Below are 16,923 nucleotides of genomic sequence, written 5' to 3' on the forward strand. Positions count from 1 at the left end.
GGTCCGGCTGTGCGCCATTGCGCTGCGTTGTCGGTGCCCGCCCGTAGGGTGGGCCCCACCCGGGCCGGGAGGGTCATGCCTACCACGGCGCAACTTGCTCGGCTCCCGTGCACCGCTGGCCCGGCTGCCCCGGCGCCGGCTGCCGGGTGCGGCCGCGCCGCGAACTCCGTCAGCCGCGGGTCGAGCGGTAGCAGTGCGTCCGGTACGGCAGCACGACGCCGCCGGGGGCGGCGACGCGGTCGTAGAGTGCGCCGACCCGGGCCAGCAGCGCGTCCCGCTCGGGCGCCGCGAGGATCGCCACGTACGAGCGCGACGCGATGAGGCCGAGCAGGCCGTCGCGGTCCAGCCGCTGCTCGTGCCCGAACGTCCGCTGCTCGACCGGCCCGAACGGCGGGACGACCTGGGGGTCGTCGGCGCGCCGGCCCTCGTGGTCGCCGAACATCGACCACAGCTCGTCCACCCAGCCGATGGAGTCGTCGCGCAGGTTCCACACCAGTCCGAGCCGCCCGCCCGGACGCAGCACGCGCGCGATCTCGGGCAGCGCCGTCGCCGGGTCGAACCAGTGGTACGCCTGGCCCGCCGTCACGACGTCGACGGATGCGTCGTCCAGCGGCAGCCGCTCCGCCGTCCCGGCCCGCGCGTCGACGTCGGGGAGCGCCGTCCGTAGCTGGGTGAGCATCGGCTCGGACGGGTCGACCGCGACGACCTGGTGACCGGCGGCGACGAGCGACCTGGTCAGCTTGCCCGTCCCGGCGCCGAGGTCGAGGACCCGGACCGGCCGCCCGCCGGTCAGCCAGCGCACGGCGTCGTCGGGGTAACCGGGCCGGGCGCGTTCGTAGACGTCGGCGACCCCGCCGAAGGAGCTGGCGCGCAGATGGAACTCGTCGGTCGTCACCTCGTGAGCGTAACCCCGCCTGAGGGGTTGCCACTCGAACAATCGCGATATATCGTCTGAGTATCGCGACCGTTCGATGGAAGAGTAGGTGAAGAACGATGCACGGACGACGCGGAGGACACGGCTTCGGGCCGTGGGACATGTTCGGAGGGGGCCGTGGCTCCTGGGGCGGACCGCCGTGGGGCGGCGGCCCGTGGGGCGGGCCGCCGTGGGCACGACGAGGCCCGAAGGCGCGCCGTGGCGACATCCGCGCGGCGATCCTGGGGGTGCTGGCCGACCGGCCGATGAACGGCTACCAGATGATCCAGGAGATCGCCGAGCGCAGCGGCGGCGCGTGGAAGCCGAGCCCCGGCTCGATCTACCCGACGCTGCAGCAGCTCGAGGACGAGGGGCTCATCGAGGCCGACGAGGCGAGCGGCCGGCGCACGTTCCGGCTGACGTCCGATGGCGAGACGTACGTCCAGGAGCACGCGGCCGAGGTCAACGCGCCGTGGGAGTCGATGTCGGCCAACGCCGAGGACGACGACGCCGCCGGTCTGCGTCCGCTCGTCGGGCAGACGGCGCAGGCGCTGTGGCAGATCATGGCCACCGGCAGCCCTGACCAGCAGGCCCGCGCCCGCGAGGTGCTGGCCGACACCCGCCGCAAGCTGTACGGCATCCTCGCCGACGGCGACGACCCGGAAGGTGGCCCCCGATGAGCGGGCCGGCCTTCCGGGTCGGCGACGCCGAGCGCGACGCCGCCGTGTCGGCCCTCGGTGAGCACTTCGCCGCGGGCCGGCTCAGCAAGGACGAGTTCGACGAGCGGTCCGGCCGTGCCTGGGCGGCGCGGTACGCCGACGACCTCGACGAGCTCTTCACCGACCTGCCGCAGCCGGTCGCCGTCCAAGCGGGCTTCTCGCCGGAACCGCGGGCGCGTGCTCCGTGGGCGCGCGGGCCAAGGTCGCTGCCGCGACTGCTGCTCCTCGCGCCCGTGGCGATGATGGCGTTCGGCGGGCTGCTGTTCCTCATCGTCTGGACGGCGCCGTGGCTGTTGTTCGTGTTCGGCCTGCTGTTCCTGTTCGGCGGGCCGCCTGGTCGGCGCCGCCACTGGCACCGCCACGACGGCGGCGGCCCACGGTCCGGCTGGGGACCTCCCGGCTGGGGACCGCCCGGTCGCTGGGACGGTCCGAGTCGGCGCGGCTGGGACGGTTCGAGCCAACGTGGTTGGGACGGTTCGGGCCGACGGGGCTGGGCGTCGCCGGGTCGCGAGGACCGGTCCGCCGAGCGGCGCGACTGGCCGCCGGCCCGTCCCGGCTGGGGGCCGCAACCCCGCGGTGGCTGGGCGTCGAGCCACTAGCCGTTCGTTGTCCTGACCGGCGCCGCCCTGAGATCACGGCGGCCCGGTCGGCGGCTCCGGCGCCGGAGGAGGCGCGACATGAGTGGATGGACCGCAGGAGACCTATCTGACCAGCGTGGGCGCACGGTCATCGTCACCGGCGCCAGCAGCGGACTGGGCGCCGAAATGACGCGGGTGCTCGCCGGCGCCGGCGCGACGGTGATCATGGCCTGCCGCGACGTCGACAAGGCGCGGGCCGTGGCCGCCGGCATCGGGGGCACCGTCGAGGTGCGTCGGCTCGACCTCGGCGATCTGTCGTCGGTGCGGGCCTTCGCGGACGGCCTCGACCGCGACGTCGACGTCCTGATCAACAATGCCGGGGTCATGGCCGTGCCGCGCGGCGCGACGGCGGACGGCTTCGAGACGCACCTCGGCGTCAACCACCTCGGGCCGTTCGCGCTGACCGGCCTGCTCGCAGGTCGCGTGCGTGAGCGCGTCGTGACGGTGTCCAGCGGGTTGCACGTGCTCGGCCGGGTCGGCGACGACCTCCAGTGGGAGCGCCGCCGGTACCAGCGCTGGCTGGCCTATGCGCAGTCGAAGCTGGCCAACCTGCTGTTCTCGTACGAGCTGCACCGGCGGTTGGCCGCGGCGGGCCGGCGGACGGTGTCCGTGGCGGCGCACCCGGGCGTCGCCGCCACGGAGGGCCAGCGCCGCGACACGTCGCTGCAGGGCCGACTGCTGGCCGGCGGACCCGCGCAGCGTCCCGAGATGGGCGCCCTGCCCGTCCTCTACGCCGCCGCCGCGCCCGATGTCCGCGGTGGCGTCTGTATCGGGCCGGACGGATTCCTGCAGCGCCACGGCTTCCCGGCGACCGTCGGGACGAGCCGGCGGTCGCGCGACGTCGAGCGTGCGGCTTGGTTGTGGGCGCGGTCCGAGGAACTGACGGGCGTGAGCTACCGCCTCGGACCGGCCGGGGCCGTCACGTGAGGCTGGTCTGGTGGGCGGGGTCGCTGCGTCAGCCGAGGTCGAACGGCGACGCCGCCAGGAGCGCGGCCAGCGTCTCCAGCGGCGCCCGGGCGAACGCGCCGGCCTGCTCGAAGCCCTCGGCCCGGACCGCGCGGAGCCACACCAACGACCGCGCGATCGAACCGACCCGGCAGGCCAGCTCCAGCTCCGTCACCAGCGCCGTCCGCGAGCCCAGCTCGGCGAACCCCGCGAGGTAGGCGTCGCGCACCCGCAGCAGCCGCGGGTCGTCGTCGGCGAGGTGGAGTTCGGAGCGCAGGAAGCCGAGCGTCACCAGCATGCTGGCGAACGGGTGCGCCACGACGGCGTCGCCCCAGTCGTAGAAGCGGGGCCGGCCCGACGGCGTCGTCAGGATGTTCCAGACGTGTAGGTCGTTGTGGTCGATGCTGGCCGGCGCGACTCCGTCCGTCAGCCGGTCGCACCACTCCACCACCGCCGGCCGGGCAGCGGCGACCCGGCGCAGGGTGGCGCGGTCGTCGTCGGAGGCGTGCCGGCCGAGGTAGTGACCGATCGCCTCGACGGCCTCGTCCAGCCGCTCGGGCAGCGCAGCCGGCCGCATGTCGGCCAGGCCGAACTCGAAGAGGTCGTCGACGTGGGCGGCGAGGGCGCGCTGTAGCTCGGCGTACTGCGGCACGACGGTCGCCAGCGCGTCCGGAAGATCCCCGGCCGCCAGTCCGTCGCCCAGCGGCGCACCGCCGTCGGGGAGCAGCAGCCGGCGGTGCTCGACGTCGGCGGCGATCGGCACCAGCACGCTGTCGGGCGCGACTCGCGCCAGCAGCCCATACAACGGCACCTCGAACGCCGTCTCAAGGCCCGGCGCCTTGAGCCAGACCTGGCCACGGTCGGTCGACGCCGTGAGGACGGTGCCCCACGGGCGCAGATGCGGCTGGCTCACCGGACCGGTGCGGACCCACCCCGCGTCGGCGAGCCGGTCGTCGAGCCAACCGGTCGCCTCCGCCAGCCAGGCTGCGGACGACCACGTCGCGGTGGTCATCCGGCCGCTGCCCCGGCGCGGATGATCCGGACCGCCCGGCCGCTCGCCTCGTGCCGGCGCCTCGTGTGGGCGCAGGTCGTCCCGGCACGCGTTGCCGGGCCGCTTGGCCCATGCTGACGCGCACTCATGCGGCCGCCGAATCGCCTGGATCCGCGCACCGAAACCACGGGCACGGGGACTGCGGCCACCGGGACTGCGGACTGTGGGCACCGGGGCTTCGGGACCACGGGCTGCGGGGCTGCGGACTGTGGGCTCCGGGGCTGCGCGGCTCCGGGGCTGCGGACTGTGGGCTCCGGGGCTTCGCGGCTCCGGGGCTGAGGGACCACGGGTTCCGGGCTGCGGGGCTCCGGGACTGCGGGGCTGCGGGACCACTGGCTGCGAGACCACGGGCTGCGGGAGTGCGGGCTGCGAGCTCGGGACTGTGGGCTCCGGGACTGTGGGCACCGGGACGGCGGGGCACCGTGCTGGATCGGCGGACCGGAAACGCCGGAGCCGGACGGGCTGTCATGTCGGCTCCTGGGCGCCGACCGGACGAACGTGGCGCAGACCGGCCAGCGCCAGGACGCCGAGGCCGACGGCGATCGCCGCGCTCACGGTGGCCGTGCCGTTCAGGGCGCCGGCCAGCGCGTCGCGCACTCCGGCGGCGAGGCCGACGCCAGGGGCGGGCAGTTGGTCGGCGTCGGCGCCGTGGCGGTAGATCGCGGTGCCGATGACCCCCATGACGGCGACCCCGGCGGCGATGCCGAACTCGCCCGCGGTCTCGGACATGGCCGCCGCGGAGCCGGCCTGCTCGGGCCGGACGGAGCCGAGCGCCAGCCCCATGCTGAGCCCGGCCATCGGCCCGATGCCGACCGCCGTCACCACGAGGCCGGTGATCAGCAGCCCGAGCGAACCGGATCCGTCGACCCGCGTGAGCAGGACGTATCCCGCGGCGACGAGGACCAGCCCGGCGGCCATGACCCGCGCCGGTGCGAACCGTCGGGCCAGCAGCGGCGCGACCTGCAGGCTGACGATCGTCACCAGCGCCGATGGCAGCAGCCACAGCGCGGCGTCGAGCGGCGACAACCCGGCCACCAACTGGAGGTACAGATAGACGAACAGCTGGCTGCCGGCCATGACGCCGGCGATCGTCGAGATGGTCAGCCCGGCGGTGAACGTCCGGTTGCCGAACAACCGGAGGTCGAGCATCGGCTCGGCCAGTCGCCGCTGCCGCCGGACGAACGAGCGCCCGGCCAGCAGGCCGACGAGGACCGCCACCGCGGGCAGCACCCTGACGCCGTCGCGGGAGATCTCCTTCAGCCCGTAGACCAGCGGCAGCACCGTCCCCAGGCAGAGCACGACGCTGGCTGGGTCGAGCCGCCCGCCGGCCGGGTTGCGGTACTCGGGCAACACCGCAGGCCCCGTGGCCAGGAGCAGCAGCATGACCGGCACGCCGAGCAGGAACACCGAGCCCCACCAGAAGTGCTCGAGCAGCACGCCGCCGATGATGGGGCCGAGCGCCAGACCGCCCATGAAGCAGGCCATCCAGATGGCGATGGCCATGCCGTGCTGGCGTGGGTCGCGGAACATCGTGCTGATCAGGGTCAGCGTCGACGGCATCAGGGTCGCGCCCGCGACACCCAGGAGCGCGCGGCTGACGATGAGCATCTCGGCGCTGGTGGAGTAGGCGGCCACCACCGACGCGACGGTGAACGCGGCGGCGCCGATGAGCAGCAGCCGGCGCCGGCCGATGCGGTCGCCGATGGTGCCCATCGTGATCAGCAGCCCGGCGACCATGAACCCGTACACGTCGGTGATCCACAACTGCTGCAGGCTGCTGGCGCCGAGGTCGGCGCCGAGATGCGGCAGCGCGAGGTACAGCACGCTCATGTCCAGCGAGACGAGCGTGGTGGGCAGTGTGAGGACGGCCAGGCCGGCGTACTCGCGGCGTCCGGCCCGCGGCGCGACGTCGGTGGTGGTCATGGCTCGGTCGCCAGCATGCCGTCGGGGAGACCGGGCAGACGGACGTCGACCCAGATGATGTCGTGACGCACCTCGTGGTAGCGCCTGAGCGACGCGACGCCGCCGAGCCAGCCGAGCCAGCCGCCGTACGGCGGGCGCTCCTCGTCGAAGCCGCTGTTCACGAACGTCAGCCGGGTGCCGCCGTCGGTGCCCTCGAGCTCCCAGGTGGCGACCAGCGACGGCCACTCGAGCACCACCTTGCGCTCGGGTTCCAGCTCGACGATGATCGCCGGCTCGTCGTCGAGGTCGAAGCTGCCCATCGCGAACCGGCCGCCGACGCGCGCTTCGATGTCGACGTTGGCGCCGAACCACCGCCGGTACCTCTCGGGATCGATCAGCGAGTCGTAGACCTCGCCGGGGGCCGCGCCGATGGTCACCTCGCCGCGCATGCGCAGCGTGGTGAAGTCGCACTTCGGGGTGAGTTCGCGGCCCTCGACGTAGTCGACGAGGTTGGCGATGGACAGTTCCCAGAACGTCGGGAGCATGCCGCGGACGTGCGTCTCGGCCACGGCGACGCTCCACGGCGGCACGTGGCTCTGCGTGAGCGTGATGAGCGTGGCGTCGGGCCCGTCCTCGGCGAGCGAGATCTCCGTCGTCGTGTCCTCACCGCCGAGCGGCCAGATGAACCGGATGGTGGTGTCGTCGAGATGGACGAGGCGCTGCCGAGGGTCGACGCCGTCGGGGGTGTAGCGGCCCCAGAACACGTACCGCTGTCGCGCGAGGTCGACGTCGGCGTGCTCGGCCAGCCAGACGCGCATGGCGTCGGCGTCGGTGAGCGCGCGGTGCACCGTGGCCAGCGGGGCCTGCGCGCGGGCGCGCAGCAGGGTGGGCGGGGTCATCGTGGGTTCTCCTTGACGAGGCGTGGGTACAGCGCGACCGCGAGGCGGAACTCGTCGCCCTCGGCGCCGCCGTAGCGGGTGAAGAGGTCCTGAAGGGTGGACTGGAGGTCGGCGAGGAACTCCTGGCGCCGTTCCGGGCGGACCCGGATCTCGCCGGACACGCCGATGGACGGCAGTTCCGGCGCGGCCGGGCTACCTGCGAGGCCGGCGATGGTGGCGACGTCGTCCTGCACGTCCTCCATGAGGTCGAGCAGGTAGCCGAGGCTGAGCGCGTCGCGGCTGCGGCGCGGCCCGAGCCGGCCGACCAGCCGCGGCGACAACCAGTACGACCGCGCCGTCGCCTGGTACACGCCCTCGTTGATGCCGCGTACCCGGCGCTCGCTGACGCGCGTGGCCAGGCCGGCGTCGACCAGGCGCTTCACGTGGTAGTAGACCCACTGCGGCGTCTGGCCGAGCGCCTTCGCGACCTCGGTGCACGAGTGCGGCTCGGCGAGCTGACGCAGCACTTCCACGCGCTGCGGCTTCATCAGCGCTTCGGCTCTGTCGACCTCGTCGAGGTACAGCACATCCTTCATGTGAAGAGATTCTTGTATGTAAAGCAGATTTTTGTCAATGGACTTTTCTGGCTAGGCTGACGGCATGGACGATCCGCTCGCAGGGGTGCTCACCCTCACCGGCATCGGCGCGGCGGCCGCGCAGGCGCGCAGCTCCGTCGACGCCCTGCTCCGGCATCCCGTCATGCGCCGCGACGCCGGACGGGTGGCGGCGCTGTCGGCGCTGCACGGTGCCCAGGCGTCGGCCGCGCTCGACGGCGGCGATCCCGACGCCGTCGACGATCCGGTGCTGCAGGGTGCGCTGCGGGTCACGGCCGAGGTGCCCGAGCTCGCGCAGGTGTGGGGACGGTCGCCGCGGCAGGCGCTGGCGCGGCTGCACATGCTGGCGGCGCGCGATCTCGTCACCGACGCGTCGCAGCTGGGCCGGCCGCGCGCGAGCGTCGACGCGGCACGGCTGGACCAGCTGCTGCGGCTCGCCACGGCGCCGACGGAGGCGCCCGGCGTCGTGGTGGCGGCGCTGGTGCACGGCGAGCTGCTCGCGCTGCGTCCGTTCGGTGTCGCGGACGGCGTGGTCGCGCGCGCCGCCGAACGCGTCGTCCTGGTCTCACTGGGCGTCGACACCAAGGCCGTCAGCGTGCCCGAGGCCGGGCATCGCGCGCTGGAGCGGGCGTACGAGCCGGTGGCCCAGGCCTACGCGAGCGGCGCGCCCGACGGCGTCGGCGCCTGGATCCGTCAGTGTGCCGACGCCTATGCGCGGGGCGCCGAGGTGGGGCTCACGCTGGCCGAACGGGTGCGGACTGCGGTGTCCGAAACGGGCTGAGCTGGGTGGTGGCGGCGGTGGCGCGGCCTTGGCGACGTCGGGCCGGGCGGGGCAGCGCCGGACTCGGGGCGGCGTCAGGCTGGCGGGGCGGCGTCAGGCGTTCCGGGCCGGCTTCGGCCCGGGCGGGGCGGCGTCACGCACATGCGAGCGGCGCCCCGCGTGAGGTAGGGCGCCGCCGCTGACACGGCTGAGACGGGTTACCAGTGCGTGCATCTCGTCCGTCGCCCCGGCATACCCGGGAACGACTGCCCGTACATGGGTGGATCGCCGCGTGGGTTCCCTCCGCCGTGCTATGGACCTTGCGGTCCGTACTTTGTTTCTAGGACATCACGGGGGCGGAGCGAAAGGGCAACGAGTAGATCTTTACGTTTCGCAGACCCTGACGGCCAGGCGAACGAGCTCGATCAGGGTCGGATTCCCCAGTGGCTGCGAGACGCGGGTGTCCATGGTGTCGTTGTGGATGTTGACGGCGACGGTCGCCTCCGCGAACTGGGCGGCGCGGTCGCAGTCGGTCACCGTCCACGCGGTTTCGACCTGCACCGTCTCTCCGGCGCCGATGTCGATCGGCAGCGGATCGGTGGTCATCGTGAAGCCGGGGGTCGTGGTCTCCATCGCCGTGACGGTGAGCGGCTCCTCGCTGCTGTTGGACACCGGCAGGACGATGTGCGCGCCGCTCGCGTCGGCCGAGACGGTCCGGGTCTCGCCGACCAGGACGCCGGTGCCGCCGGCCGTTTCGCAGCCGCCCTGCCAGGCCCAGATCAGCTGGTCGTCGCCGGGCTGCCCGGTCACGACGACCGTCTGCTCGCCGGAGGCGGTGCGGACGCGGACCTGCAGCGTTCCGGGCGGACGGGTGCCGCAGTCGGCCTCGACGATCGCGCCGACGCGGACCCACTCGCCCGGCGCCGCGGTGACGGACCCGGCGTCGGGGTCGTCCAGCGACCTGAATCCCTCGACGTCGACGGAGAGGATCTCCAGCTCACGCGGGCCGGTGTTGATCAGGTTGACGTACAGACGCTGCGAGTTCGACGACAGCGGCGAGCCGTACTCGGTGTCCACAGAGCCGCGGACGAGGTCGACCTCGGCGTACTCGGCGGCGTCGTTGCGCGCGTTGTTCGCCACGATGCCCACGACGGCGCCGACGATCAGCGCCGCGCCGAGCCCGCCCCACAGCTTCCACCGCGGCGTCGGGCGGTCCGTTTCCGTGGCGTCGTCGACGGACGTCGGACCGACGGTGCCCAGCTCAAGTGGCACGTCGCGCTCGTCGTCGGTCTCCATGGATCGATTGTGGCCCGCTACCTGCTCGTCGGGACATCACACGGCGGTCACGGTTCGTTCCGTTTGCGAGGTCTGCTCATCGAGGCCATGATCGGAAACCATGGTGAACCGGGGGAACCGGCTCAGATACGTCATGTGGTTCGTACTGGCCGGCGTCGTAGTGCTGCTCGCTGCCCTGATCGTGGCGATCGCCATGGACGTCGAGATCTCCACAGCCGCGTCGGCGACGATCCTCGCGGTCTGTGGAGTCGTCTCCGCGGCGCTCGTGGTCGGGTCGCGGGCACTGGCCCAGCAGCCGGTGGTCGGTACGGACCAGACGGTCGACTCCGCGCAGGTCAACGACCCGTCCGCCGGCAACATCTCCAACTGGATGTTCCTTGCCGACTCCTACGTGGAGCGGCAGGAGTTCGACTCCGCGGAACGGTTCTACCGCCGTGCCGCCGACGCCGGCCACGGTCCCGCCATGGCCCGGCTCAGCGAGGTCCTCTACGAACTCGGCCGCGACGACGAGGCGGCGTACTACCGCGAGAAGGGCCGCGAAGTCGGCGGGTGAGGGGTGGGTGCGGCGAACTTGCGGCCGTGGTGCACGTCCGTTCCCTGGTGCGTCCGTTGCCTGGAGGTCCGGCACGCTGAGGACCCGGTCGGGACGCCGCGGCCACGGAGGACGGTCGCACGGCTGTCGTCTCGCTCGAGGGGCAGCAAGCTCCCAGCCGATCCCGTCAATCCAGAGGTCTCAGGAGCGGCGCCGCCGGACGGCGTACCAGGCCAGCCCCGCGGCCGCCGCCCCCGCACTGATCGCCGCCGCCGCGATGGCCGGCTTCGGCGCGTCGCGGATCGACGCCCGCTGGCGCAGCGCGACCGGCTTCGAGAACACCAGCACCGGCCAGCCGTTGTCGGCGGCGGACCGGCGCAGCGCGCGGTCGGGGTTGACGGCGTACGGGTGGCCGACCGCCTCCAGCATCGGCAGATCGGTCGCTGAGTCCGTGTACGCGTAGCTGCGGCCGAGGTCGTAGCCCTTGTCCTTGGCCAGCTCGCGGATCGCCTCGGCCTTGTTGTCGCCGTACGCGTAGTAGTCGATCTCGCCGGTGTACTTGCCGTCGTCGCCCACGACCATGCGGGTCGCGATGACGCGGTCGGCCCCCAGCATGTCGCCGATCGGCTCGACCACCTCCGCGCCGCTCGACGACACCACGACGACCTCGCGGCCGGCCAGGTGGTGCTCCTCGATCAGCGTGACCGCCTCGTCGTACACGATCGGGTCGACGATCGTGTGCAGCGTCTCCGCCACGATGTCCTTCACCACCTGTACGTCCCAGCCGGTGACCAGGCCCGAGAGGTACTCGCGCATGCGCTCCATCTGGTCGTGGTCGGCGCCACCCACCAGATAGACGAACTGGGCGTACGCGCTGCGCAGCACAGCTCGACGGTTGATCAGACCGCCCTGGTAGAAGCTCTTGGAGAAGGCCAGCGTGCTCGACTTCGCGATGATCGTCTTATCGAGGTCGAAGAACGCCGCGGTCGCAGGGCGGTCGTCGTTGTCCACGAGTAACGAGGATATCCAGGAGTGCCCGGGGCCGCTGCCCAGGCGGCTCCGTGGCGGGCGCCGGATTAAAAGTCGTCGCGTTGGTTTGGCCCCAGCCGCCGTTGGGGACGATGCGTTCTGGCGGCACCCCCCCGCCGCCTTTTGACCCGGCCCGCCCCCCTGGCCGGGTCCGCACGGCTCCTGCCTCCCACCCGGCAGGGGCCGTGTCTTTTTGTCCGGTACCGGTTCATCGGTGGTGCTGGGCGACGGGGGACCGTTTCCGGTTCGCTGCGATACTCGGCTGGCGGCTGGGTTGGGCGCTGCGGGGTCGGGCTCCGCGGGGTCGGGCTCCGCGGGGTCGGGCTCCGCGGGATCGGGCTCCGCGGGATCGGGCTCCGCGGTGGCCGCGACGGGTGCCGCCGGCGAGCCGCGGCCGGGCCGAGCGTCGATCCGAGGGGTCGGCCCGTGCGTCCGCCCGCATCGCTCCGCAGCTGTCGAGCCGTTCCGTCGACCGCCCGAGTGCCGCACCGTTGGCCGCTGCCCGCTGCCCACCGTTGACCGCTGTTCACCGGGGACCGCTGACGGCCGCCGACCGCTTGAGCGCCGCACCGTTGGCCGCTGCCCGCTGCCCACCGTTGACCGCTGTTCACCGCGGACCCGCTGACGGCCGCCGACCGCCGAGCGTCGACCGTCCGAGCGCCGCACCGCCAACCGTCCGAGCGCCGCACCGCCGACCGCCGCGAGCATCACACGCTCCCGATCGGCGACGGGGCTCCCAGCAGGCAGTTGTCCACAGCCCCAACGGATTCGCCGAGTTGTCCACAATCCGCGAATCGGCGCGCGAACGAAACGTCCGCAGCGGCAAGGGTGGAGGGGAGTCCCGCACCCATCCCCGGAGGTCCCCGTGTCCCGCACCGCCACCCGCCCCAACCGCCGCCCAGCCGGGCCGATCGACGTGCCGCCGCCACCACGGCCGTTGGTCATCACCCACAACGACGCCGTCCTCGACGATCTGCTCCGCATCGCGGCCGCCGCGTCCGTCGAGCTCGAGGTCGTCGATCGCCTCGAATCGGCGCGATCACGCTGGTCCCACGTGCCGCTGGTGGTCGTCGGCGACGATGAGGCCGAGGCGGTCACCGCGATGTCGCTGCCGCGTCGGCCGGGCGTCATCCTGGTCGGCGATCACGATGACGACGCCGGTATCTGGCGTCGCGGCGTCGCCATCGGGGCGGAACAGGTGCTGTTCTTCCCGGAGGGCGAGCCCTGGCTGGCGGGCCGGTTCGCCGATGCGGCCGAGGGCGGCGGCGGGGACGCGCTGGTGGTCGGCGTCATGGGCGGTCGCGGCGGCGCGGGTGCGTCCGTGCTGGCCACAGGTCTGGCGGCGACGGCGAGCCGGCAGGGGATGGCGGTCATCCTGGCCGACCTCGATCCGCTCGGCGGCGGCCTCGACCTCGTCCTCGGCGCCGAGGACGTCACCGGCCTGCGCTGGCCCGACCTCGCCGACAGCAAAGGCCGGCTGGGGGCGCGGGCGCTGCGATCGGAGTTGCCCGGCCGTCACGGGCTGGCCGTCCTGTCCTGGGATCGCGGCGACCTGCTGACGCTCGCACCCGACGCCGCCGACGTGGTCCTCGCCGCGGCCAGACGGGCCGTCGACCTGGTCGTGCTCGATCTGCCGCGATGGCCCGATCCAGCCGCCGAGTACGCCATCGGGCTGTGCGCCTCCGTGCTCCTGGTCGTGCCGGCCGAGGTGCGGGCGGTCGCGTCGGCCACTCGGGTCGCCGCGAGCCTCACCACGCTCGCCGCCGACGTGCGCGTGGTGACACGCGGCCCTTCGTCCTCCGGCCTGCGCGGGCCGGACGTCGCGATGGCGCTCGGACTGCCCTTCGCCCTGCATCTCCCGGCAGAGCCGCGGCTCGGCACGCAGCTCGATCGCGGCGAATCACCCGGTCTCGACAACAAGGGCCCGTTGGTCCAGGGGTGCGGCCGCCTGCTGGAATCGCTCCTCCGCGACCACCGGCTGGTCGGCACATGAAGTTCGACGAGACGCTGCTCGACCGCATCCGGGGCACGCTCGCGCAGAACGCCGAGGCGCCGACGCCCGCCCGGGTCGCCGCGCTGCTGCGCTCCGAGGGCGCCGTCCTCGGCGACGCCGCGGTGCTGGAGGTCACCGAGGCGTTGCGGGCCGAGATCATCGGCGCCGGTCCGCTCGATCCGCTGTTGCGCCGTCCCGGGGTGACGGACGTGCTGGTCAACGCGCCCGACGAGGTCTGGATCGACGACGGTGACGGCTTGCGGCGCGAGCCGGTGCGGTTCCGGGACGAGACCGCGGTGCGACGGCTCGCGGTGCGGCTCGCCGCCTCGGCCGGTCGCCGGCTCGACGACGCGGTTCCGTACGTCGACGCGCGGCTGGCCGGCGGCGTTCGGTTGCACGCCGTCGTGCCGCCGGTCGCGCCGGACGGCACGGTCATCTCGCTGCGGGTCCCTTCCGGGCGTGCGCTGAGTCTCGGCGATCTCGTCGCCGCGGGCACGGTCCCCAGCGCGCTGGAGCCGTGGCTGACGGCGCTCGTGCGGGCTCGGCTGGCGTTCCTGATCACCGGGCGGACGGGCTGCGGCAAGACCACGGTGCTCGAGGCGTTGCTCGGCGTCTGCGATCCACGTGAGCGCATCGTGCTCGTCGAAGACGCCGGCGAACTGCGTCCCGATCACCCGCACGTGGTCCGGCTCGAGGCGCGTGCGGCCAACGTCGAAGGCGCCGGTCGCATCGGACTCGACGTGCTGGTCCGGCAGGCGTTGCGGATGCGGCCCGACCGGATCGTCGTCGGCGAGGTGAGGGGTGCCGAGGTCGTCGATCTGCTGGCTGCGCTGAACACGGGTCACGAGGGTGGCTGCGGGACACTGCACGCCAACTCGACGGCCGACGTGCCGGCGCGACTGGAGGCGCTCGGACTGGCGGCGGGGTTGGGGCGGGCGGCGGTGCACGCTCAGGCACGGGCGGCTCTCGATGCCGTGGTTCACCTCGTTCGGGACGCCGACGGCCGGCGCCGGGTGGTGCAGGTCGACGTGGTCGGCGGCGACGGTGCGGGCGGGGTGCGATCTGGCGGTGGCGGTGGCGGTGACTGCGGTGGGGGCGGCCCGGACGGTCGGGTGGGCGGTGGACTGGCGACGGCGGCGGCGTTCCGGGTCGACGGCGACGGCGTGGTGGCGCGCGGTCCGGGGTTCGGCGTGCTGGCCGATCTGCTCGCGCGGCTGGGGTGGGAACCGTGACGGGGCTGCTGGCGATCGTGCTGGGTGGGTTGGCGGCGGTGGTGTGGGCCGGGCGTCCGTCGTTGCTGGCGACGCGGCTCGGCCGGCCCGCGAGTCGTGCAGCGTTGCGGCGGCTGCCGCCACGAGTCCTGCTCATCGGCGGGTCGGTCGTGGCCGGAGCAGCCGGCCTCACGGTCGCGGGAACGCCCGGACTGGTGGCAGGCCTGCTCGCCGTCCCGCTCGGACGGGTCTGGCGGCGGCGCCGGCGACAACGGCTGGTCCGGCGACGCCGCGAGTCCGATGTCGCGGAAGGCTGCGTCGCGCTCGCGGGTGAGCTCGCGTCCGGCGTGCCGCCTGCCCAGGCACTGAGCGCGGTCGCCGACGAGTGGCCCGAGCTGTTCGGTCCTGCTGCGGGTCGAGCCGCGCTCGGCGGCGACCCCTCGGACGCCCTGCGAGCCACCGGCGCACTGCCGGGAGCCGGGGCGCTGCACGCGGTCGCTGCGGCCTGGGAGGTGTCGGAGCGCACGGGTGCCGCGCCGTCCACCGTGCTCGTCGCCGTGGCCGACTCGGTGCGAGCCGAGGCGACCGTCCGGCGCGAGTCCGATGCCCAGCTCGCGGCGGTCCGGGCGACGGCACGGCTGATGGCCTGCCTGCCGGTGGCGACATTGCTGCTGTTCTCGGCGGGCGACGGCGACGCGCTCGGCTTCCTGACCGGGACGCCGTACGGGCTCGCGTGCCTGGTGCTCGCCGTGCTGTTCGTCGCTGCCGGCCTGTTCTGGGTCGACCGGGTGTCGCGGCAGGCGAGGTCGTCGTGGGAGCCGTGACGAAGCCGCGCTCGGCCCACCTGCTGCCGCGAACCGAGCGTCGAGGTCCCCATGCGCCGGAGGAGAGGCCGGTGCGCTGGCGGTGACGTTGTTGTCCATGCTGTGCGCCGCCCTCGCAGCCGCTGTGGCGTTCGCGCCGCCGCCTGGCGTGGTCCGACTCCGTACCGTTCTGCGCCGCGAGCAGCGCTGGACCAGGTCGCGAGCCGATCCCACGGGACGTGCTCGGCCGCGGCGCCCGCGACCACGTGGCGGGGCGAAGAGCCATGGTCAGATCGATCGTTCCGAAGCTCTTCGCCCGGCAGCGGTCTCCAGTGCCAGTCGTGGACTTGCGGCCGCGACCGCCGGCCTCGCGACGTTCTTGCTGTTCGGCGATGTGGCCGGGTTCGTGCTCGGTGCCGGTGTCGTCGCCGCGGCCTGGTTCGGACTGGGCCGGCTCGAACCAGCAACCCGGAAGCGCGACCGAGAACGGATCGTCGCGATGCTGCCGCTCGCGGCGGACCTCATGACGGCGGCGCTGTCGGCTGGTTGCCCGCCGGCGGCCGCGGCCGAATCCGTCGGAGCGGCGATCGGCGGACCACTCGGCCGGGCGCTCATCGACGCCGCGGCGGCGGCCGGCGTCGGCGTCGAACCGGGCCGAGCCTGGTCCGGCCTCGCGGCCGAGCCGGCGGTCCGACCACTGGCGCGAGCCCTCACCGGGGCGATGACGCGTGGGACGTCACCGTCGCCCGTTCTGGAGCGCGTGGCCGCCGATGCGCGCGACGCCGCCCGATGGGCCGGAGAGGCCCGCGCCCGATCGCTGGGCGCCCGGGCCGCTGCGCCGCTGGGACTGTGCTTCCTGCCTGCGTTCGTGCTGGTCGGGGTCGTGCCGATCATCGCGACGTCGGGTCCGCTGCTGCTCTGATGCCGCACCGGTAGCCTCGACCCGAGGTGATGCGTCGTGCGGCTGGCGCCGGACACATGTAGGCAGCGGATGTCGGCGGCCCGGGTCGCCCATCTGGCCACGACCGGCGCCGACGGCCAGCCGCACCTGGTCCCCGTCACCTTCGCCCTGGTGACGTCGTCCGGCGCCGACCGCGTTGCGATCGCCGTCGACCAGAAGCCGAAGACCACCTTCGCGTTGCGGCGGCTGCGCAACATCGCCGAGAACCCGCTGGTGTCGGTCATGTGCGACCACTACGACGAGGACTGGACGCAGCTCTGGTGGGTCCGCGCCGACGGTCGGGCGATCGTTCTCGACGACGGCAACGGCCGCGACGGCGCTCTCGTCGCGCTGAGCCTGCGTTACGGCCAGTACCGTGCCGACCCGCCGCGCGGGCCGGTCATCCTGATCGAGATCACCGCCTGGTCCGGCTGGTCCTACGCCTGACAGCCTCGCGAAAGGGGCGACGCTGCTCGGCCTCGGTGCCGGACCCGACGCTGCCGGACGGATGCCGCCGCCGCGCCGTTGAAACGCCGCGCGGCCGCCGCCGCTGCGTCTCAGTTGTCCACAGGCCGATCCGATTCCGCTGGTTGTCCCCAAAACCGGATTCGCCGCTGGGATCCGCTCACCCGCCCGAAGAACCTGGTCGCAGGCCCACAGTTCGTGGGTTCCGCGCCGGCCGGTCGCCGGTTTCCAGGG

The 16,923-nt window shown here is 73.6% G+C and carries 17 protein-coding genes; 10 read left to right on the plus strand and 7 right to left on the minus strand.

The window, feature by feature from the left end:
* Window positions 1–169: 169 nt before the first annotated feature.
* Window positions 170–895, minus strand: coding sequence for a class I SAM-dependent methyltransferase (locus BLU82_RS31525; protein ID WP_370246252.1), 726 nt, complete (start codon window positions 893–895; stop codon window positions 170–172).
* A 98-nt stretch (window positions 896–993) separates the two neighbouring features.
* Here BLU82_RS31525 and BLU82_RS31530 point away from each other — a divergent pair, with 98 nt between their 5' ends.
* From BLU82_RS31530 to BLU82_RS31540, 3 genes are all read left to right on the plus strand, one after another.
* Entirely contained in the window at window positions 994–1,593 is a 600-nt protein-coding gene (locus tag BLU82_RS31530; protein WP_092626621.1) for a PadR family transcriptional regulator, read from the plus strand.
* The gene (locus BLU82_RS31535) at window positions 1,590–2,231 is read left to right on the plus strand and encodes a DUF1707 domain-containing protein (RefSeq protein ID WP_092624771.1); all 642 of its coding nucleotides are present in this window, start codon (window positions 1,590–1,592) and stop codon (window positions 2,229–2,231) included. The genes BLU82_RS31530 and BLU82_RS31535 overlap by 4 nt, the downstream gene beginning before the upstream one ends.
* A 78-nt stretch (window positions 2,232–2,309) precedes the next feature.
* Window positions 2,310–3,197, plus strand: coding sequence for an oxidoreductase (locus BLU82_RS31540; protein WP_092624772.1), 888 nt, complete (start codon window positions 2,310–2,312; stop codon window positions 3,195–3,197).
* Between the two features lie 28 nt (window positions 3,198–3,225).
* On the opposite strand, the gene BLU82_RS31545 is transcribed toward BLU82_RS31540, so the two are convergent.
* The 4 genes from BLU82_RS31545 to BLU82_RS31560 all read right to left on the minus strand — a co-directional run bounded on the left by BLU82_RS31545 (window position 3,226) and on the right by BLU82_RS31560 (window position 7,642).
* Complete coding sequence (locus tag BLU82_RS31545) at window positions 3,226–4,227, minus strand: phosphotransferase (RefSeq protein WP_092624773.1); 1,002 nt, start codon at window positions 4,225–4,227, stop codon at window positions 3,226–3,228.
* A gap of 504 nt (window positions 4,228–4,731) precedes the next feature.
* Window positions 4,732–6,189, minus strand: coding sequence for an MFS transporter (locus BLU82_RS31550; protein WP_092624774.1), 1,458 nt, complete (start codon window positions 6,187–6,189; stop codon window positions 4,732–4,734).
* The gene (locus tag BLU82_RS31555) at window positions 6,186–7,067 is read right to left on the minus strand and encodes an SRPBCC family protein (protein ID WP_092624775.1); all 882 of its coding nucleotides are present in this window, start codon (window positions 7,065–7,067) and stop codon (window positions 6,186–6,188) included. Before BLU82_RS31555 ends, BLU82_RS31550 begins: the two co-directional genes overlap by 4 nt.
* Window positions 7,064–7,642, minus strand: a complete 579-nt coding sequence (locus tag BLU82_RS31560) for a helix-turn-helix domain-containing protein (protein WP_069110032.1) — start codon at window positions 7,640–7,642, stop codon at window positions 7,064–7,066. The genes BLU82_RS31555 and BLU82_RS31560 overlap by 4 nt, the downstream gene beginning before the upstream one ends.
* 64 nt (window positions 7,643–7,706) lie before the next feature.
* Here BLU82_RS31560 and BLU82_RS31565 point away from each other — a divergent pair, with 64 nt between their 5' ends.
* Window positions 7,707–8,441, plus strand: coding sequence for a hypothetical protein (locus BLU82_RS31565; protein WP_092624776.1), 735 nt, complete (start codon window positions 7,707–7,709; stop codon window positions 8,439–8,441).
* A gap of 363 nt (window positions 8,442–8,804) precedes the next feature.
* Here BLU82_RS31565 and BLU82_RS31570 read toward each other — a convergent pair whose 3' ends face one another.
* Window positions 8,805–9,716: a hypothetical protein gene (locus BLU82_RS31570; protein WP_092624777.1), complete on the minus strand. Its 912-nt coding sequence runs from the start codon at window positions 9,714–9,716 to the stop codon at window positions 8,805–8,807.
* 100 nt (window positions 9,717–9,816) lie between these two features.
* Between BLU82_RS31570 and BLU82_RS31575 the strand changes: the two genes are divergently transcribed.
* On the plus strand, window positions 9,817–10,269 hold the full coding sequence (locus BLU82_RS31575; protein WP_092624778.1) for a hypothetical protein: 453 nt from the start codon (window positions 9,817–9,819) through the stop codon (window positions 10,267–10,269).
* 180 nt (window positions 10,270–10,449) lie between these two features.
* Here the strand turns inward: BLU82_RS31575 and BLU82_RS35865 are convergent, their stop codons facing one another.
* Entirely contained in the window at window positions 10,450–11,259 is an 810-nt protein-coding gene (locus BLU82_RS35865; RefSeq protein ID WP_231947630.1) for an HAD family phosphatase, read from the minus strand.
* Between the two features lie 883 nt (window positions 11,260–12,142).
* On the opposite strand from BLU82_RS35865, the gene ssd reads away from it, so the two are divergent.
* The 5 genes from ssd (at window position 12,143) to BLU82_RS31605 (ending at window position 16,671) form a co-directional block, all read left to right on the plus strand.
* On the plus strand, window positions 12,143–13,270 hold the full coding sequence (gene ssd, locus BLU82_RS31585; protein WP_197682598.1) for a septum site-determining protein Ssd: 1,128 nt from the start codon (window positions 12,143–12,145) through the stop codon (window positions 13,268–13,270).
* Window positions 13,267–14,502: a TadA family conjugal transfer-associated ATPase gene (locus tag BLU82_RS31590; RefSeq protein ID WP_092624779.1), complete on the plus strand. Its 1,236-nt coding sequence runs from the start codon at window positions 13,267–13,269 to the stop codon at window positions 14,500–14,502. Before ssd ends, BLU82_RS31590 begins: the two co-directional genes overlap by 4 nt.
* Complete coding sequence (locus BLU82_RS31595; RefSeq protein ID WP_157741389.1) at window positions 14,499–15,305, plus strand: type II secretion system F family protein; 807 nt, start codon at window positions 14,499–14,501, stop codon at window positions 15,303–15,305. The genes BLU82_RS31590 and BLU82_RS31595 overlap by 4 nt, the downstream gene beginning before the upstream one ends.
* 97 nt (window positions 15,306–15,402) lie before the next feature.
* Window positions 15,403–16,206: a type II secretion system F family protein gene (locus tag BLU82_RS31600; protein WP_092624781.1), complete on the plus strand. Its 804-nt coding sequence runs from the start codon at window positions 15,403–15,405 to the stop codon at window positions 16,204–16,206.
* A 36-nt stretch (window positions 16,207–16,242) separates the two neighbouring features.
* On the plus strand, window positions 16,243–16,671 hold the full coding sequence (locus BLU82_RS31605; protein WP_092624782.1) for a TIGR03668 family PPOX class F420-dependent oxidoreductase: 429 nt from the start codon (window positions 16,243–16,245) through the stop codon (window positions 16,669–16,671).
* The last annotated feature ends 252 nt before the right edge of the window (window positions 16,672–16,923 follow it).

Origin of the sequence: Jiangella sp. DSM 45060, from assembly GCF_900105175.1 — a bacterium.
Classification (GTDB): Bacteria; Actinomycetota; Actinomycetes; order Jiangellales; family Jiangellaceae; genus Jiangella.

What these genes read in the sequence shown, in the direction of transcription:
- BLU82_RS31545 (WP_092624773.1), bottom strand. Translation starts at nt 4,227, where the DNA reads ATGACCACCGCGACGTGGTCGTCCGCAGCCTGGCTGGCGGAGGCGACC.
- BLU82_RS31575 (WP_092624778.1), top strand. Translation starts at nt 9,817, where the DNA reads ATGGTGAACCGGGGGAACCGGCTCAGATACGTCATGTGGTTCGTACTG.
- BLU82_RS31560 (WP_069110032.1), bottom strand. Translation starts at nt 7,642, where the DNA reads ATGAAGGATGTGCTGTACCTCGACGAGGTCGACAGAGCCGAAGCGCTG.
- BLU82_RS31600 (WP_092624781.1), top strand. Translation starts at nt 15,403, where the DNA reads ATGCTGTGCGCCGCCCTCGCAGCCGCTGTGGCGTTCGCGCCGCCGCCT.
- BLU82_RS31590 (WP_092624779.1), top strand. Translation starts at nt 13,267, where the DNA reads ATGAAGTTCGACGAGACGCTGCTCGACCGCATCCGGGGCACGCTCGCG.
- BLU82_RS31535 (WP_092624771.1), top strand. Translation starts at nt 1,590, where the DNA reads ATGAGCGGGCCGGCCTTCCGGGTCGGCGACGCCGAGCGCGACGCCGCC.
- BLU82_RS31570 (WP_092624777.1), bottom strand. Translation starts at nt 9,716, where the DNA reads ATGGAGACCGACGACGAGCGCGACGTGCCACTTGAGCTGGGCACCGTC.
- BLU82_RS31550 (WP_092624774.1), bottom strand. Translation starts at nt 6,189, where the DNA reads ATGACCACCACCGACGTCGCGCCGCGGGCCGGACGCCGCGAGTACGCC.
- BLU82_RS31565 (WP_092624776.1), top strand. Translation starts at nt 7,707, where the DNA reads ATGGACGATCCGCTCGCAGGGGTGCTCACCCTCACCGGCATCGGCGCG.
- BLU82_RS31555 (WP_092624775.1), bottom strand. Translation starts at nt 7,067, where the DNA reads ATGACCCCGCCCACCCTGCTGCGCGCCCGCGCGCAGGCCCCGCTGGCC.
- BLU82_RS31540 (WP_092624772.1), top strand. Translation starts at nt 2,310, where the DNA reads ATGAGTGGATGGACCGCAGGAGACCTATCTGACCAGCGTGGGCGCACG.
- BLU82_RS31530 (WP_092626621.1), top strand. Translation starts at nt 994, where the DNA reads ATGCACGGACGACGCGGAGGACACGGCTTCGGGCCGTGGGACATGTTC.